The organism is Vibrio sp. qd031 (assembly GCF_002100145.1).
Lineage (GTDB): Bacteria > Pseudomonadota > Gammaproteobacteria > Enterobacterales > Vibrionaceae > Vibrio.
Genome location: NZ_JXQD01000036.1, coordinates 21,869 through 37,853, shown reverse-complemented (window position 1 = coordinate 37,853; position 15,985 = coordinate 21,869). Strand labels below are relative to the sequence as shown.

Genomic DNA, 15,985 nt, shown 5'->3' with positions numbered 1-15,985 from the left:
ACTCTACCGCTGATCGTAACCCCAGCGGTTGACCAGTTTTTGGTCCAATCCAATATGGTCCAATATCCTTGCCACCATAAAGTCCACTAGATCTTGTATTGATTGTGGCTGATGATAAAAACCAGGGGCTGCCGGCATGATGGTCACTCCCATAGCTGACAGCTTGTGCATGTTCTCAAGATGCAAGGTGGAAAACGGCGTCTCACGCACCACCAAAAGCAGTTGACCACGCTCTTTTAATACCACATCGGCAGCGCGTTCTATGAGGTTATCGGACATGCCATGCGCAATGGCTGCGACACTGCCCGTTGAGCATGGGCACACGATCATCTGTTTGGGTGCAGCAGAACCAGAAGCAACGGGTGAGAACCAGTCTTCCTTGCCACACACCACCAATTTTTCGGGATCGCAGTCAAACATTTCAACCAACTGTTTATGAGCCGCATCGGGCCCGCTAGGAAGCTTTAAGCCTTCTTCGGTCGCTAGCACAACACGCGCAGCCGAAGATATGAGCAAAAAGACCTGATAGTCGGCCGCCAGCAAAGCGCCCAGCAATGTCAGACCGTATGGCGCGCCTGATGCGCCGGTAAAAGCTAAAGTGATCCGTTTGTCGTGATGACTGTACTGAGGTTGGTTACCGCTCATATTGACTCTCAAACTGATTAACTATCTTGACTAGACGTATGTTGACTTAAAAAAGAGTGACTCACGGATTCTAACACGCCAATGTGCAGCGCCGCGCTGGCAATGAAGCACTGTGATTCCGTCACCGAACTCTCACTTAACAAGTTAGCAGCATTATGCGCTATTGAGGTCAATTGCGAAACGCTTTCTGCAGCGGTAAAATGCTGCTGTGCCCAATCGTCATCATTCCATATCACGACTTTTGCCAACGAATGAAGAACAGCGCCCGACAAATGCATCGGCTGATAAGTACAACGCAGTAAAGTATGAATCGTTAGACCACGCGCACTTTCCGAATCGATCTCTGTTGGCAAGTGCATCACTAGAAATGGGGATTGTGTACGTTCAATCAGTCGAACATTTGGACCAGATTCAGAAAGCCAAGCAAAACTTGGGTGATAGCCACAATGATCCAACAACTCTATACACTGTTTGAAAATACTTTCTTCTGCCACTGCCGAGTCCTTTGTAGGGGTTTGAATGGCGATTACCCAGCGTTCATGGCACAGTCGCTGAAGCTGTTCATTTAACGATAAACAACTCTCTTGAGACAACGAACTGACCAGTTGTTTATACCGATTTGTTTCACCTATCATCGGCTTCTCACTTAGTTATACCCATTGTTTAACATCACGCCTAACACCAGACTCTTCACTCACTAGACCTACTTTAACCTATTGCCAGATCTCATTTTTAGAAACTTTGACATATATTTCACAATCTAGCTACGATTGCTAGTTTCTTCATTACCATTAAAAAGTTTCACCGCCTATGATTAAACTAACACCGAAAAGTCTCATAGAAGACAGGTGTATTCCCCCTACCTAAGTATGACTGAAGGAACAATTATGCCCAATATGCGCACTCTTGGAGAGTTCGTGGTAGAGAAACAACAAGATTTCCCCCACGCCACAGGTGAACTGTCCTCACTTTTTGCATCGATTCGTCTCGCGGCAAAAGTCGTAAACAGAGAGATTAATAAAGCTGGTCTCGCCGATATTACCGGTGCAGTCGGTAGTGAAAATGTTCAAGGTGAAGCTCAGCAGAAACTGGATCTATATGCGAACGATAAGTTTAAAGCCGCATTAGAAGCACGTGGACAAGTCTGTGGTATCGCCAGTGAAGAAGAAGATGAAGCCGTCTATTTCGACCGCGATAGCAATGCAAACGCCAAATATGTGGTACTAATGGATCCATTAGATGGCTCATCAAATATTGATGTGAATGTTTCCGTGGGTACCATATTCTCAATATATCGCCGTATCTCCCCAGTTGGCACTCCGCCTACTGAGGAAGATTTCTTACAACCTGGCACCGAACAAGTTGCCGCCGGTTACGTAATCTACGGCTCTTCAACTATGTTGGTTTACACCACAGGTAACGGGGTTCACGGCTTTACCTACGATCCGTCAATCGGTGTGTTCTGTCTTTCTCATGAAAGCATGATGATCCCAAAAGATGGTAATATCTATTCGGTAAACGAAGGGAACTACATCAAATTCCCTGTTGGAGTAAAAAAATACATTAAGTATTGCCAAGAGAACGAGCCTGATGATGGTCGTCCATACACCTCTCGATACATTGGCTCACTCGTTGCAGACTTTCACCGCAACTTGCTCAAAGGTGGTCTCTACCTTTACCCAAGTACGGCAAGCTACCCTAATGGTAAACTTCGCCTATTATACGAGTGCAATCCAATGGCCTTTTTGATTGAGCAAGCGGGTGGCTTGGCTTCAGACGGCAACACACGCATCATGGAGCTTAAACCGACCGAACTGCACCAACGTGTGCCCTTCTTTGTTGGCTCAAGCAACATGGTAGAAAAACTTGAACAGTTTCTGAAGGAGTTTCCTGAGCAGTAAACTCTCGTTACCGGCCTTGGCAAATACCTTTCCCTAGGCCGGGTATTTATCCCTTACTTTTGCGCGACCCAAATCAGCTCGGTTGTGTCAAAATTTAATTGCTCAATCTTATCTAAAAACCTTTGTTTCAGCGCTTCATCCACCTCTGGCGTACGAGACAAAAACCACAAATAATCACGGTTTGGTCCAGTGACGAACGCGTAGTTATACTCTTCATTGTCGAGCTCAAAAATAACGTAAGACGCATAAAAAGGGCCAAAGAAAGAGACTTTTAAATGACCTTCATCTTCTGCATTGGTAAATTTTGCCACACCATTTGCGTCTTCCCACTGCGCGTCGACAGTGACAAACCCTCTATTTGCAACCGTAACGCTCCCATCATCTCGTAATGAATAGGTGGCCGTAACCTGCTCCATGCCGCGTTCAAAGCTGTGATCCAATCGCGCGATTTCATACCAAGTGCCTAGATAGCGCTCCAAATCGAAGTTTTTTACCGGTGTCACACCGTCAGGCACGCTCACGCAGCCACTCAACAAAAATGCGCAGCAGGCAACAACGCATTGAGACAATCCCTTCCACATACCTAGCTCCTTGGTTTTCAAAAAAATAATTGCTTATGTTCACTGTTACTCATTGTACGCTGCCATCGATCAATTTTGATGTGAAGCACTTCGCATTCATTTGTCGTTGCGACCGTTAGGCTGTATTGAAAGAGCGATGTGCCTTTTAATAAAGCCATCACTAGGACGAGTGAATTTTCGATGAAAAAGCTTTTTTAGTGACAGGGATGAGTGGGCCACTTACTCCCATTGTGGCAAAGTATTTCGCGAAGCAACAATGGCAAGTGATTGAATGGGAACGCCACAAAATCGATCCACAGGATCCTCAGAAGTCATAAGTTTTATGGATGCTTTTATCCAAACCGCGAGAACCAGTCGCCACCATCGATATCTCGCCCTTGAACTTGGCCTTGGTAGATGTAGTAGTAAGCAGAGCCATACGGGGTATCGATAACTTCACGACGATACTCAATAGGCACATCTTCCAATATATCGAGCTTGGCCAGCGTCTGTTCATCGACTCGGTAGACTTCCCCGACTATCGAGCTCGCACCCGCAATCAGTCCCGGATATTCACCTAAGTCTTGAAGTTCGAACTTGGGCTCAGTCACGTGACCGCCAATAAACTCGCTAGAGGCCAATAAGTCATGGTTTACTTCGCCTTGGCGCAATGTGCCATATACAAACACTAAATGCGGATTACTGTCCATGGATGACTCCTAACTTAACTACTCACCTAATACAGCTTAGTCGAACTGGAACTGATAGAGCACATCTAATGCGTTATCTGCACCGGAAACGGCTTCAACATACAGATCCTTGGCAATTCGGTAACGCACTGTAAACTCACCAATCGATTCAAAAATTCCCATACCATATTTCACTTGCAGACCTGGCAGTATGTAACCACTCACCGTCACTTGTGAGTCGTCACCGGATCCTTCGGTGTCTAATTGAAGATCTTGCACACCAAACGCTTCGCCAATTTCTCCAACCAGTTTACCACTGCGCGCAAGGCTTAATCCTATTAATGCTGTCGTCATTACGTCACCACCTGCCTCCGCATCGAGATCTTGTCCCCTTAAAATGTAAGACAGCGCATTTGCTTGCGGCATTGACGGGTCAGAGAAAATGATCACTTCTGGCTCATCTGCAGGCCCCGAGACTCGCACACCCGCGGTCACATCGTCTTGAGTATTATCTGGATTACGGATCGCCGTGACCGCTAAATACGGCTGATCGGCAGGCCCATTAAATAAAACCTTACCCTCACTGATCACCAAATCTTGGCCTAGTGCACGATAAGCACCATCGACGATGTTAACTTCACCAATAATGAACGGCGCCTGATCTTTTTGAGTGACAGAAAGATCGCCAACCAGACTACCTCTCAAGCCAAATGCAGAGAGTCTAAAATCGTTTCCAATGACGACTTTAATGTTGGTCTCTATGTTAAATGGAATCTCACTTTGATCTTCCAGTGGCTGCAGATTTTCATCAAGAAGCACTTCATCACTAGAAAGTGATACCGCTGACTCGGGCAAGCTTTGAACCGTAATTCGCCCATAAGGCAGTGCCACTTTACCCTCGACTTTGATGTTTCCAGGGACAATAGAGATGTTTAGGTCAGGCTCTACCGAGGCAACTAAAATTGGCTCGACACTCACCAACAACTTTTCGGCAAAAATATTAAGCTTGGTATACCAGTCCTCGGTATCCGTCCAATCGGCCTCACCTTTAATCTCCAAGCTCCCCTCTGCAGTATCTATGCGAGAGTTAAGAGCGGCTTGATACCCAGTAAAATCAACACGAAGCTCACCGTTATTCACTTCAACAGGGCTTATGTCACCAGCAACTTGCATATCATTGATCGCAAAATAGCCTTCGGCTTTTGGCTTTAACATCGGCCCTTTTAGCGCAATGTCAGACTCAATCAACGCGCCAACCCGGCTAAACTCGCCGACCAGTGGTTGCAAAGGCGATAAGTTGATCTCTTCGATAACAATGTTCGCGTCAATGTCTCGACTGTCATTCAACACATCATCCAAATTCGCGTAGCCTTTTATTTGTCCGTTCTCGGTCAAATCAATGGCCCACTCGCTGCGTAGATTATTATTCGCCAGCATGACTTTGGCACTCATTTGCTCCCAACCAACCACCAAATCAGGTTCAAGCTTCTGAGTCACCTTACCGGTTGGCAATGTTAACGTTGCTTGTGCTTCAATCGGGGTCTCAGGTGCCCATTTGGCTTGGGCCTGCAAATTAAACAGTCCATCCAATTCAGTGCCTTTAGGGATAAATGCAGCCAACTGCTCAAAGTTAAACTCATTAACCGAAAGCGATGCCTCTCCAGACTCTCCAGCAACAACGTCGTTGTCTAAGCAAACCTTGGATTGCGCTTGTCGCCAACAATGCGCCTCGACATTAGCAATGTTTGTCGCCATGTCGTAACCCAATTTTGGCTCATGATCCAAACGCCACTCTCCTTGTAACGTTTTAAAGTGAGCATCAAACAGTGCGCCACTCCAATTAAGATCAGGCTCGAGCTTTAACCCACCACGAATGCTTAACCCGCCAGATAGCACCTCGGATTGAATATCTAAGCGCAATGTATGCTGGTCTTGAGAGCCAACAAACCCAAGCGCAATGCTATCAATTTCTTGTTGATTCACCTGCAGTTGGTTAACCTTTAACGCGATATCGCCACTGGGTGACGGCAACGGTGTCAAATCACCTTTCAAAGACAATGAATTTAGCGTCGCGATGTCTTTAAAAGCGAACTGATTAACATTGAGGTCGACCTGTAAGGTGGGCTCTTCTAACGCACCGCCTATCAAAACCTCACCTTGGATTCGCCCCTGAGCATCTGGTACGCTCGCCGCTAAATCCACGAAGTTCAAGTTGAGCGCCAAATCCCACAACGTATCGAGCTGGCCACTCACCTGGACACTATTATCAGCATGGCTTAACGACAAGGATGGGATATCGACGTATAACTCTCCGGCGCCCGCCACATCCGACACATCAACAGAGCCTTCTAGGTTTAGTGGATACTCTCTCAATATTCCATCGATATCGAGCAGCGGCAGCGATACTTGCCACCCACCAGCCTCTGTTAACGAGCCGTCTGTACGTAAGCGCCCACTAACTTCACCTTCGGCTTCCGGCCATTCTAGCCCCGGTTGAAGCTGCTCGAACGCCAATTCGGCCTGCCAATTAACCAGAGCTGACCAATCTGCGGATGCAGTACCTTGGATCTCTCCCCCTAAAACCCCCACCGTAAGCTGAGTTAGGTCGATATGGGATAAATCACCGCTTCCTCGTAAATCCAACTCTGTAGTGGGGACAACCGTTCCATCTACCGCGCCCACAAGTTCAATACTGAATCCATCTAGGCTCCCTTTAGTCACCAAAGACGATATGCTGGCTTGATACTCTGGCTCGCTAAATAACGGCCAAAAAGCGTCAACCTCTTTTATTGCAAGATCAAACGGTAAAACAGGGTCCAAGGGTTGTAGGTTTCCTGCGAAGTGGCCCGATAAAAGGTTAGATAAAGTAAGATCTAAATCGAGATCGGCGACAGAGTTATTCACTGAAAGATCCACCGATTGACCTTTCAACTCTGGGTGCAACACCGTCGCAATCACCTGAAGATCCAGTGGATACTCCGCTTCAAGGCGAATGTCCCCTTGCAGAGTCGCGTCGACTTCGGGCATCTCCAATTCAAACTGCTCGACACCAATGTCATACCCACCGACTTGCCCAATAAGCATTGCTCGATTCACAACAATCGGTGTTTCAGCTCGATACTCAAATTGCGTGAGCTCCAGCTGCTTAATGTCTATCTTCAGAGGGATATACACATCTGGAAGGATGATTGGGCCAGACTCCACAACCTCAGCTTCAGCAGATTCAGTTGCAGGCTCTTCTTGTGAGGAAGGAAGCGACAGTGTCAGCCCAGAGATCGCGCTCGGTAACAGGGTTAATTTACTGCCAAAAAATCCACCCGATGTGTGTAATGTGTTCCAATCGATTCCAATACCGAAAAGATCAAGCTCAATGTCATCAAGTGAAATCAATCCGACTTCAATAGGAATAGGCACAAAAATGAGCGAAGGATCGTCATCTGCTGGTTCAGGTTCCGGCTCCGGCTCGACAGGTGTCCCTGTATCAAACAGTTTAAGGTAGCCTTGCTTAGCCACCAGTTTTTCAACGCAAACCGACAAACGCAGAGCACACTCAACATTTACCCCTAACTGCAGTTGACCAAACTCGGTATCGACGCCAAGTGACTCATCACTAAATCGAACATTGGTGAGAGTAAACTCCCTCAACAATGCCCCTTCACTGTTTTCTACGCTTAATTGCGGCAGCGCTTTTTGAGCCCCCCACACTATGGTTTTAAGGCCAGGGTTGGTAAATAACAGTCCGCCTATAAGCAACACCAGCAAAATCACTAAAATAATCAACCCTAACGAAGACTTCAGCAGCCAACGCACGGGCCACCATAAGCGTTTCTTTTTAGTGCCAACGTCTGCTGCAGTGCTGTCGGGCTGTGATCTGTTGTCGGTTAACGGTTCTGATTGTTCGGTCATAGTTCAGGTCCTATGCCGAAGTGAAACTGGAATTGATCGCCTTTAGGCGCATCCAGTCCCAATGCAAAGTCCAGGCGTACCGGTCCTATTGGCGACGCCCATCTAACGCCCACTCCAGTACCGGTTTTCCACTCCGGGGTTTCAGAAAAAGCATCACCATAATCCACAAATGCTGCCAACCACCAATTACCGTACACCCGATACTGGTACTCTAGAGTACTGGTGACCATATACTTTGCACCAATCAGTTGCCCATCGTCATCAACAGGAGCTATGGATTCATAACCATAACCGCGTAAATTATTATCACCACCAGCAAAGTAACGCAGAGATGGTGGCAGTCTTGTAACGTCTTCAGTGAAATTACTTCTGCCGTCTAAGCGCGCAATCCCTCTATGGTTAGAGCCAATGCTTCTGATCCACGTAGTATTTCCAGATAGGCGCAATACTTGAGTTTCGGAGAAAAAGTTTTCATCACCGTATTCAACACTGACACGCTGCTTGTCCCCCCACGTGGGCATTGCACCGCCACGGGAGCGAGTTTTAGAGTAAGCAATACCCGGTAATAACATAAAGAATGAGTCGTCTTGCGAGCCTTGTTCGAAATCTTCTTGAACCGCTTTGAGATAGAGCGTGCGGTGCCACCCAGAATCGAGCTGCCAGTGACGCTCAACCGCAGCTGTCGCCTCTAGACTCTCGGTATCTCGGTTATCCAAATGCTTCATGCCATAGGCGAATCGATAGTACTCATTGAGTACGTCTTCAAGCGGGATCTCATACCCCACGGTGATGATTTGCTCTGGTTGTGACAACTGAAAGCTCGAGTCAAAGCTGTGACCAAATCGGTTGATCCATGGTTTCTTCCACTTTAGGGTGCCTCGAATACCAACATCGGTCGAGTAACCCAAACCAGTCTCAATCTGATTCTTTGATTGAGGAGAAAGCTGGACGTTAACCGGGAGATCCCGTCCTTTACCCACTTGAGATAAATCGGGCTCAATATATATAGAACCAAACCAACCGGTGCTGGATAGGTTTTGATTTAAACTACCAATATCGGACGCCAGGTAAGGCTGACCTTCTTGATACGGGATCAACGATTGCACTTTCGATTCTTCGATCTGACTGCCTTGTACCAAGGTCGTGCCAAAGTTATAGCGTATTCCACTGGCGTAATGCAGCCTCACAAAGGCTTGCTTTCTTTCTGGTGACACTTCTAACCGGGAGAGTGTATAAGTGCCATCAAAATACCCTCTACGCAGCGCCATATTGCGAATACCGCTTTTTAGGGCGTCATAGTCGCCATGATTAAGAACAGCCCCTTTTTGTACGGCACTTTGTTGCAGCAAATTACGAAAGGCTACATCTTGACCCGCTTCTCCATCTAAGACGACGTCGACTTCTTCTATTGTTACTGGCTCACCCATATCCACCGTAAACGTCAAAACGTCCTTCTCTTCATCAACTTGGATAACGATTGTCGGCGCGTAGTAGCCCAACGCTTTTAGCGCCTCGGTAACGGTGCTCTCTACCCTAGATTGAAATCTAAGCGAGGTAGAATAGTCTTTGTCTTCTATCGCGGAGAGATAAACCTCAACATTCTTTTTTAGATCGTCTTTTAACCCTTCAATGTTGAGTTTGGTTTTCGCGGCGACCGGTGCCGACATCAACCCAAGCACTACAACCAAGGTTATGACCCTCTTTTGAATGCTGGTGAGCAGCAACCTTGTCATGTATGACACTTTTTCCATGTCTGAAGAACACTTATCCCTAAATGAAATAGATAGCTTGACTCTGATTGCACTTGCGTCAACCATAAGCTCATCGGATCGATAATGATGGTAAAAAATATACCACAGTTAACTGGATGTTAATATGAAAGACAAGCAACAACTAGTGTCTCAAAAAGACGCTTTAGTAGGACGGACCCAAGCTCAAAGAATTAACCCAATTCATTTTGTGAATCAGAGTGATATGGCCGTTGTGGCTGACGGTGTTCTAAAAGAAATCATCATTGGTATGGGCTGCTTTTGGGGTGCTGAACGCCTAATGTGGCAACAACCTGGGGTTGTCACAACCTCGGTCGGTTACTGTGGTGGTTTTACGCCAAACCCAACTTATGAAGAAGTCTGTACAGGACGTACAGGGCATGCCGAAGTTGTCCGAGTGGTATACGACTCAACAGTAACCTCACTGGACGATCTACTGACAGTATTTTGGGAAAACCACGATCCAACACAAGGTATGCGACAAGGTGGAGATCTCGGAACCCAATACCGTTCAGTCGTGTACACCCACGATCAACAAGATTTAGAGATTGCCAACCAATCCAAGCAGGCCTATCAACAGGCGCTCCAACAAGCTAACAAAGCAGCCCCTATCACTACCGAGATACAATGCGCTAAAGAGTACTATTTTGCCGACGATTATCACCAACAATATCTAGCCAAAAACCCGAACGGATACTGCGGGTTAGGTGGTACTGGGGTGTGTTTTATATAAACGCACTTTAACAAAAACTTAACATCCGACCAGTTTTTGTATAAGCTACTATTTTTGACGATGCCATAAAACAAGGACCCCTTTATGAAGTATTCACTTTTGGCTGCACTCAGCCTTTCCCTTTGTTCATTTTCTAGCCAAGCGGTCGTTTTTTCTGTTGGTGAAAAAGCCCCCACCGTTACGGTCGCAGACAAGGGAGAACTGTTTGTTGATGGTGACAAAATCACCTATAAGTCTTGGGACAGTGAACAAATGCTGGGCAAAACAAGAGTCCTTCACATCATTGCCGGTCGTAAAAGCGCAAAAGCACTGAATGCCCCTCTCATGGATGCCATCACAGAAGCCAAATTTCCAGAAGACAAGTATCAAACCACAACCATTGTGAATCAAGATGATGCGATGTGGGGCACAGGCAGTTTCGTCAAGAGCAGTCTTGAAGACAGTAAGCGCGAAAGCTTTTGGTCTTCTATGGTACTCGATGCAAAAGGCAACGTTACGAAAGCGTGGGAACTTCAAAAAGAAAACTCATTCATTGCGGTACAAGACGCAAATGGCACTATTTTGTGGATGAAAGAAGGTGCTCTTGACGAGTCTGAAATTGCTCAAGTTATGGCACTTGTCTCCGAAAACTTATAACCACCACAGCTAAATACCAAACTCAAAACGTCCTCTAAATAATAGGATTGGGTAAAAGTTGGGTAAAAGTTTCTGAAAAAGACACTAATACCAATCGAAGTAATTAACTGGTCAGAATATTGCGACGGAAAAATCGCTGAGAACAAGGCAAAGATTGCCGTAGGTAATTGTTCTACCCACAAAATCTTTAACGCCGTTATCAGTGATTTTAACCAGCAAGAATGATCAGGTAATTGCTTTGGTTGGTATTATTACCCAACTTACTGTTAAACTTGATACATTGCCCTAATCAATGCTCTTTTCAGCTGAAAGAATGTATCCATCACACCAACAACTACCCAATTTGTGGTCGCATACTGTCAAGCTTAGTCTCATTATTCTATTCTGGGCTGGCTATGCCAATGTCAGCCACTCAATGGATATCGACCCTCATCACCACGAAGAGCATCAGTGCGAGCTATTTGCCAATTTGCAACACGCGCTTGGTAATACAGTGTATGAACTGCCTACACTAGAATTTACCGATGAAATCATTCCCGCATTACCGATTCAATCCGTCATTCTTAGCCTCGAAAAATTTTGTGCCAGAGATCCACCAAGAGCAATTGTTCACTTATTCACATCATGAATTTACACTTTTGGAGAACACTCAATGCAACATACAAAGCTTAGCGCACTCATTCTCAGCGCACTGACATTTTCTGGGGTTGCGCAAGCCGACTCTTTCCGCCAACATGCAGCGCACGTTCATGGCCAAGTAGAGTTTAATATCGCTCAAGATGGAAGCGATGTTTTGGTCGAAATTTTAGCGCCAGGTTCCGACGTGGTTGGATTTGAACATGCCCCAACAAATCACGACCAACAGCATGCGATTCACCAAGCAGTCGACGCACTCAAAAACGGGTCTACATTACTTGTCCTGGATAGCAATGCTAAGTGCACACTGATCAGCGCTGACGTAACACACACCTTAGGCGGTGAAGACGCTCACGATGACCATCATGACGACCATGCAGATCACGATCACCATGACCACGATGATCACGATGATCACGATGATCACGACGAACATGATGACCATTCAGATCATGATCACCATGACCACAATGAACATGATGACCATTCAGATCATGATCACCATGACCACAATGAACATGATGACCATTCAGATCATGACCACGAAAATGGCCATGGCGAGTTTAATGTTCAATACCAATTTAGCTGTGATAAGCCCGAGAATCTCAATCAAATTGAAACAACCTGGTTTACTCAGTTTGGCTCAAGTCAAGCCATAACGTTAAATCTGCTAACCGATCAGATCCAAACGTCGACCAAGTTGACAGTAGATAGCCCTCGTTTTAGTTTCTAATTTCGAGAATAAAGCTGGGCTAGTCCCAGCTTTACTTATAGGACAATTATGAGTCATACCATTATTTCCCTGACCGACGTAGAGTTTCGTTGGCAGGCGGAGCAAGCTCCCACTTTACAGATAGAATCACTTAACGTTGTAGCCGGTGAGCATTTGTTCATTAAGGGGCCAAGTGGATGCGGAAAGTCAACTCTGCTAGGTCTACTAACGGGTATCAATATCGCGCAGCAAGGTCAGGTTCAAGTATTAGACTGTTCTTTATCAGAGCTGTCTCAAAGTAAAAGAGACAAGTTCAGGGCTGATCATTTAGGTTATATTTTTCAACAATTTAACCTACTCCCTTACCTTTCAGTCATTGAAAATGTCGTGCTACCTTGCCGTTTTTCAAGCAAGCGAAAACAAGCAGTAGAAGGCGCACCAGAAAAACAAGCTGAACATTTGCTGGATCGCCTGCACTTGCCTAAAGGATTATTAAATAAACCGGTGATTGAACTGAGTATCGGCCAGCAGCAGCGTGTCGCTGCAGCGAGAGCTTTGATTGGACAGCCTGAGCTTATTATTGCCGATGAACCCACCTCTGCTTTAGACTTTAACAACCGTACTGCATTTATCGAACTGCTGATGGAAGAGGCAGAGCAATCTAAATCTACGTTGGTGTTTGTTTCTCATGACCCTACTTTAGAGTCACTTTTTAAACGCACCATCAATTTAGAAACGTTAAACCGCGCAAGCGCTACGGTATGAGACACCTATGAAGACAATCACCTTATTATCATGGAAAAGCCTGCGCAACCGTAAAGCGACAGCTCTTCTTACCGTTTTGACCGTTACTATTTCAGTCATCTTGTTGTTGGGTGTCGAGCGTATTAGAACCGAAGCAAAAAGCAGTTTTGCCAATACCATTTCAGGCACCGATCTGATCGTCGGTGCACGCTCTGGCCAAGTAAACTTATTACTGTACTCAGTATTTCGCATTGGCAACGCCACCAACAACATCTCCTGGGAAAGCTACCAAGAGTGGTCAAATAATCCCGCCGTTAAGTGGGCGATCCCCATCTCGTTGGGAGATTCTCACCGTGGCTTTCGAGTGATGGGCACCAATCAAGATTACTTTGCCCACTATAAGTACGGCAAGAAGCAGTCACTTAACGTAGAGCAGGGCCAGCCTTTCGAGCACCTTTTTGAAGCAGTGCTTGGGTCGGATGTCGCTCGAGATCTTGACTACAAGCTTAATGACGACATTGTTATTGCGCACGGTATGGGAGACGTAAGCTTCACCAAGCACGACAATGCACCCTTTAAAGTTGTAGGTATTCTTGCACCGACAGGTACCCCTATAGACAAAACGGTGCATGTTTCACTAGAAGCGATCGAGGCGATACACGTTGGTTGGGAAAGTGGTGCTCACCTTGGCGGCGCGCCCGATCAAGACACGCTGGGGCGCATGGATTTCAGCCCAAATGAAATCACGGCGTTTATGCTTGGGTTAAACTCCAAGATACAAACCTTTGGCGTGCAGCGAGCGATCAATACATATTCACAAGAACCACTGAGTGCCATTATGCCAGCGTTAGCGCTGCAAGAGCTGTGGCAAATGATGTCTGTTGCCGAGCAAGCTCTACTCGCAGTCTCAGTCTTTGTGGTGATTGCAGGGCTTCTAGGTATGCTAAGTAGTCTGTTGACCAGTTTGCAGGAACGCCGCAGAGAAATGGCGATTTTGCGAGCCATGGGTGCTCGACCTAGCCATATTTTCGCCTTGTTGGTGACGGAAGCCAGTACAATCACCTTTATGGGGATTGTGGTTGGCGTCGCAGGGCTATATGGGTTACTGGCACTTGGACAGCCTATAATTCAAAGCAACTATGGCATTACCATTGAGCTGTCTTGGCTCACCTCCCACGAATGGACACTATTAGGGTTAGTGCAACTTGCCGGTATTCTAATAGGGATTTTACCTGCCATTCGAGCTTATCGTCAGTCTTTGTCTGACGGAATGACAATACGAGTATAATTATGAAGAAATTTTGGTCTGTATGCACATTACTCCTAAGTGTAAGTTTCATGGCAATTGCCGACGAGCCGCTTAAACTTGATTGGTTAGACCTGATTCCAGAGAGTGAGCGAGGGCAGTTCGATACTCAAGGTATGCCGCAGGTGAGTCATGACGGTGAACAAATGCTTCAACCACTGACTGGTGGCTTTCGAGAAGAGCTCTCTGGGAGCAAAGTAAAAATTCCAGGGTTTGTGATCCCACTGGAAGGAACCGATACACACATCACTGAGTTTTTATTAGTGCCTTACTTTGGCGCATGTATCCATGTTCCACCGCCACCGCCGAATCAAATCGTCTATGTTCGATTTCCTTCCGGTGCACCCGTTCAACAGTTATGGGATGTGGTGTATGTCGTGGGAGAGTTAACGGCAGAAACTCAATCAACAGATCTTGCATTAACGGGGTATACCATTGATGGTGTGCGACTCGAGCAATACGATGACGAGTAAAATTTGCAGTACACGGTTTAACGGTGACAACGGCACCGTTAACCAATGAAACGAGATAAAAAAAACATGACTCCCACATAGAGCAGCAGTAACACAGCAATAGAGAGCTGCTTTTTTAGACGATCATCTTGATGACGCATGTTACCCCCTTGCAATGCACTTGTTATTCAATTTAACAAAACCATTACATAATGCAAGTGCGTGGACGCAGTTCTCTATTTGTTATTTCTCTATTAGTTTTTTCGTCCTGGCCGATCTACAATTAACAGAATCACGTACCCTAAGCATTAGACTATGAACGCTACTGAAAAACCCGTCACGATAGACCATGATAACCCGTCGGTAACAGTGTCGGAGAAACCTAGCGAAGGGCAATCGTCTGCTAAACAGGGTAAGTCCCAATCCAAGTCGGCCATCAAAGATAGCGCTGCCAATATCGCCAGCATTGCAACACGCTATCATCTTGACGCAGAAATCACTTCACCATCCTCTGGGCTAAGTATTGATAAACGCATTCAAGCTCGCAGCGTACAAATCCAAGAGCGACGTCAGCTAAACCTTGAGAAAATAATCGCATTTGCTCACGCATCATGCAGAGATGAAGCTGCGAGTACGCCTGATGATGACTGGTTATATCGGTTCTTTGATATGGCCCAAGACATTGGGAATTCAGCAATGCAACGTTTATGGGCCCAAGTCCTTAAACGCGAAGTGATTAACCCAGGTTCAACGTCCATCAAGTCACTCAAACTATTGAAAGATCTGTCAGCCAAAGAGGCTCAAATCATTCAACGAGGGGCATCACTCGCCAGCACCTTCGGGGGCGATGGTGCGAATAAACTCATCATTGGTTATAGAGCCAAATCCAGTTTATTTTCTTTAGGGCGGACAAACGACAATACCACGCTCAATTTAGGCAGCTTCCAACTACCCTATTCAAGCTTACTGCTGCTTGTAGAGCTGGGAGTGTTGATCGGTACCGAATTAGAGTCGGGCGAAATCGAAACAAACCCAGCAGTAGTTGTTACCTACCAAGGTAAACATCTTGCATTAGAGCCACACTCTAAAGGCCTGAGACTGGTTTACTATCGGTTCAGCCCAATTGGCAACGAATTATGTCGACTTTTAGGTAACAAACCCAATATGAAGTATCACGATCAACTGCTCGCATTACTGAGTCAAAAGTTTACCATTACTAGTGAAGTCAAAAGCAGTATTTCGACGTCAGCGTAGTTCAATATTAGACCCGTTGAATGCCGGTAACTCTATTAATTC

The 15,985-nt window shown here is 46.1% G+C and carries 15 protein-coding genes; 9 read left to right on the top strand and 6 right to left on the bottom strand.

What is annotated here, in order from left to right; translation table 11 throughout:
• Window positions 1-3: 3 nt before the first annotated feature.
• A complete protein-coding gene (locus ST37_RS18530; protein ID WP_084889026.1) occupies window positions 4-645 on the bottom strand; it encodes a flavin prenyltransferase UbiX in 642 nt (213 codons plus the stop codon).
• Window positions 646-662: 17 nt separating this feature from the next.
• A complete protein-coding gene (locus ST37_RS18525) occupies window positions 663-1,280 on the bottom strand; it encodes a hypothetical protein (RefSeq protein WP_084889025.1) in 618 nt (205 codons plus the stop codon).
• A 252-nt stretch (window positions 1,281-1,532) separates the two neighbouring features.
• Here ST37_RS18525 and fbp point away from each other — a divergent pair, with 252 nt between their 5' ends.
• Complete coding sequence (gene fbp, locus ST37_RS18520) at window positions 1,533-2,546, top strand: class 1 fructose-bisphosphatase (RefSeq protein ID WP_084889024.1); 1,014 nt, start codon at window positions 1,533-1,535, stop codon at window positions 2,544-2,546.
• Between the two features lie 53 nt (window positions 2,547-2,599).
• Here the strand turns inward: fbp and ST37_RS18515 are convergent, their stop codons facing one another.
• From ST37_RS18515 to ST37_RS18500, 4 genes are all read right to left on the bottom strand, one after another.
• Window positions 2,600-3,127 (bottom strand): lipocalin family protein, encoded by a 528-nt coding sequence (locus tag ST37_RS18515; protein WP_084889023.1) that lies wholly within the window; start codon window positions 3,125-3,127, stop codon window positions 2,600-2,602.
• 332 nt (window positions 3,128-3,459) lie between these two features.
• Window positions 3,460-3,816 (bottom strand): gamma-glutamylcyclotransferase, encoded by a 357-nt coding sequence (locus tag ST37_RS18510; protein WP_084889022.1) that lies wholly within the window; start codon window positions 3,814-3,816, stop codon window positions 3,460-3,462.
• A gap of 36 nt (window positions 3,817-3,852) precedes the next feature.
• A complete protein-coding gene (locus ST37_RS18505; protein ID WP_084889021.1) occupies window positions 3,853-7,701 on the bottom strand; it encodes a translocation/assembly module TamB domain-containing protein in 3,849 nt (1,282 codons plus the stop codon).
• Complete coding sequence (locus ST37_RS18500; protein ID WP_242426366.1) at window positions 7,698-9,368, bottom strand: autotransporter assembly complex family protein; 1,671 nt, start codon at window positions 9,366-9,368, stop codon at window positions 7,698-7,700. The genes ST37_RS18505 and ST37_RS18500 overlap by 4 nt, the downstream gene beginning before the upstream one ends.
• 208 nt (window positions 9,369-9,576) lie before the next feature.
• Between ST37_RS18500 and msrA the strand changes: the two genes are divergently transcribed.
• The 8 genes from msrA to ST37_RS18460 all read left to right on the top strand — a co-directional run bounded on the left by msrA (window position 9,577) and on the right by ST37_RS18460 (window position 15,943).
• On the top strand, window positions 9,577-10,203 hold the full coding sequence (msrA, locus tag ST37_RS18495; RefSeq protein ID WP_084889019.1) for a peptide-methionine (S)-S-oxide reductase MsrA: 627 nt from the start codon (window positions 9,577-9,579) through the stop codon (window positions 10,201-10,203).
• An 84-nt stretch (window positions 10,204-10,287) separates the two neighbouring features.
• Complete coding sequence (locus ST37_RS18490; RefSeq protein ID WP_084889018.1) at window positions 10,288-10,839, top strand: YtfJ family protein; 552 nt, start codon at window positions 10,288-10,290, stop codon at window positions 10,837-10,839.
• Between the two features lie 313 nt (window positions 10,840-11,152).
• The gene (locus tag ST37_RS18485) at window positions 11,153-11,467 is read left to right on the top strand and encodes a DUF2607 family protein (protein ID WP_172401044.1); all 315 of its coding nucleotides are present in this window, start codon (window positions 11,153-11,155) and stop codon (window positions 11,465-11,467) included.
• A gap of 24 nt (window positions 11,468-11,491) precedes the next feature.
• On the top strand, window positions 11,492-12,208 hold the full coding sequence (locus tag ST37_RS18480; RefSeq protein WP_084889016.1) for a DUF2796 domain-containing protein: 717 nt from the start codon (window positions 11,492-11,494) through the stop codon (window positions 12,206-12,208).
• Between the two features lie 48 nt (window positions 12,209-12,256).
• On the top strand, window positions 12,257-12,952 hold the full coding sequence (locus tag ST37_RS18475; protein WP_084889015.1) for an ABC transporter ATP-binding protein: 696 nt from the start codon (window positions 12,257-12,259) through the stop codon (window positions 12,950-12,952).
• Between the two features lie 7 nt (window positions 12,953-12,959).
• On the top strand, window positions 12,960-14,219 hold the full coding sequence (locus ST37_RS18470; protein WP_084889014.1) for an ABC transporter permease: 1,260 nt from the start codon (window positions 12,960-12,962) through the stop codon (window positions 14,217-14,219).
• Between the two features lie 2 nt (window positions 14,220-14,221).
• Window positions 14,222-14,710 (top strand): DUF3299 domain-containing protein, encoded by a 489-nt coding sequence (locus ST37_RS18465; RefSeq protein WP_084889013.1) that lies wholly within the window; start codon window positions 14,222-14,224, stop codon window positions 14,708-14,710.
• A gap of 294 nt (window positions 14,711-15,004) precedes the next feature.
• Complete coding sequence (locus tag ST37_RS18460; RefSeq protein WP_084889012.1) at window positions 15,005-15,943, top strand: TIGR03899 family protein; 939 nt, start codon at window positions 15,005-15,007, stop codon at window positions 15,941-15,943.
• Window positions 15,944-15,985 lie beyond the last annotated feature (42 nt).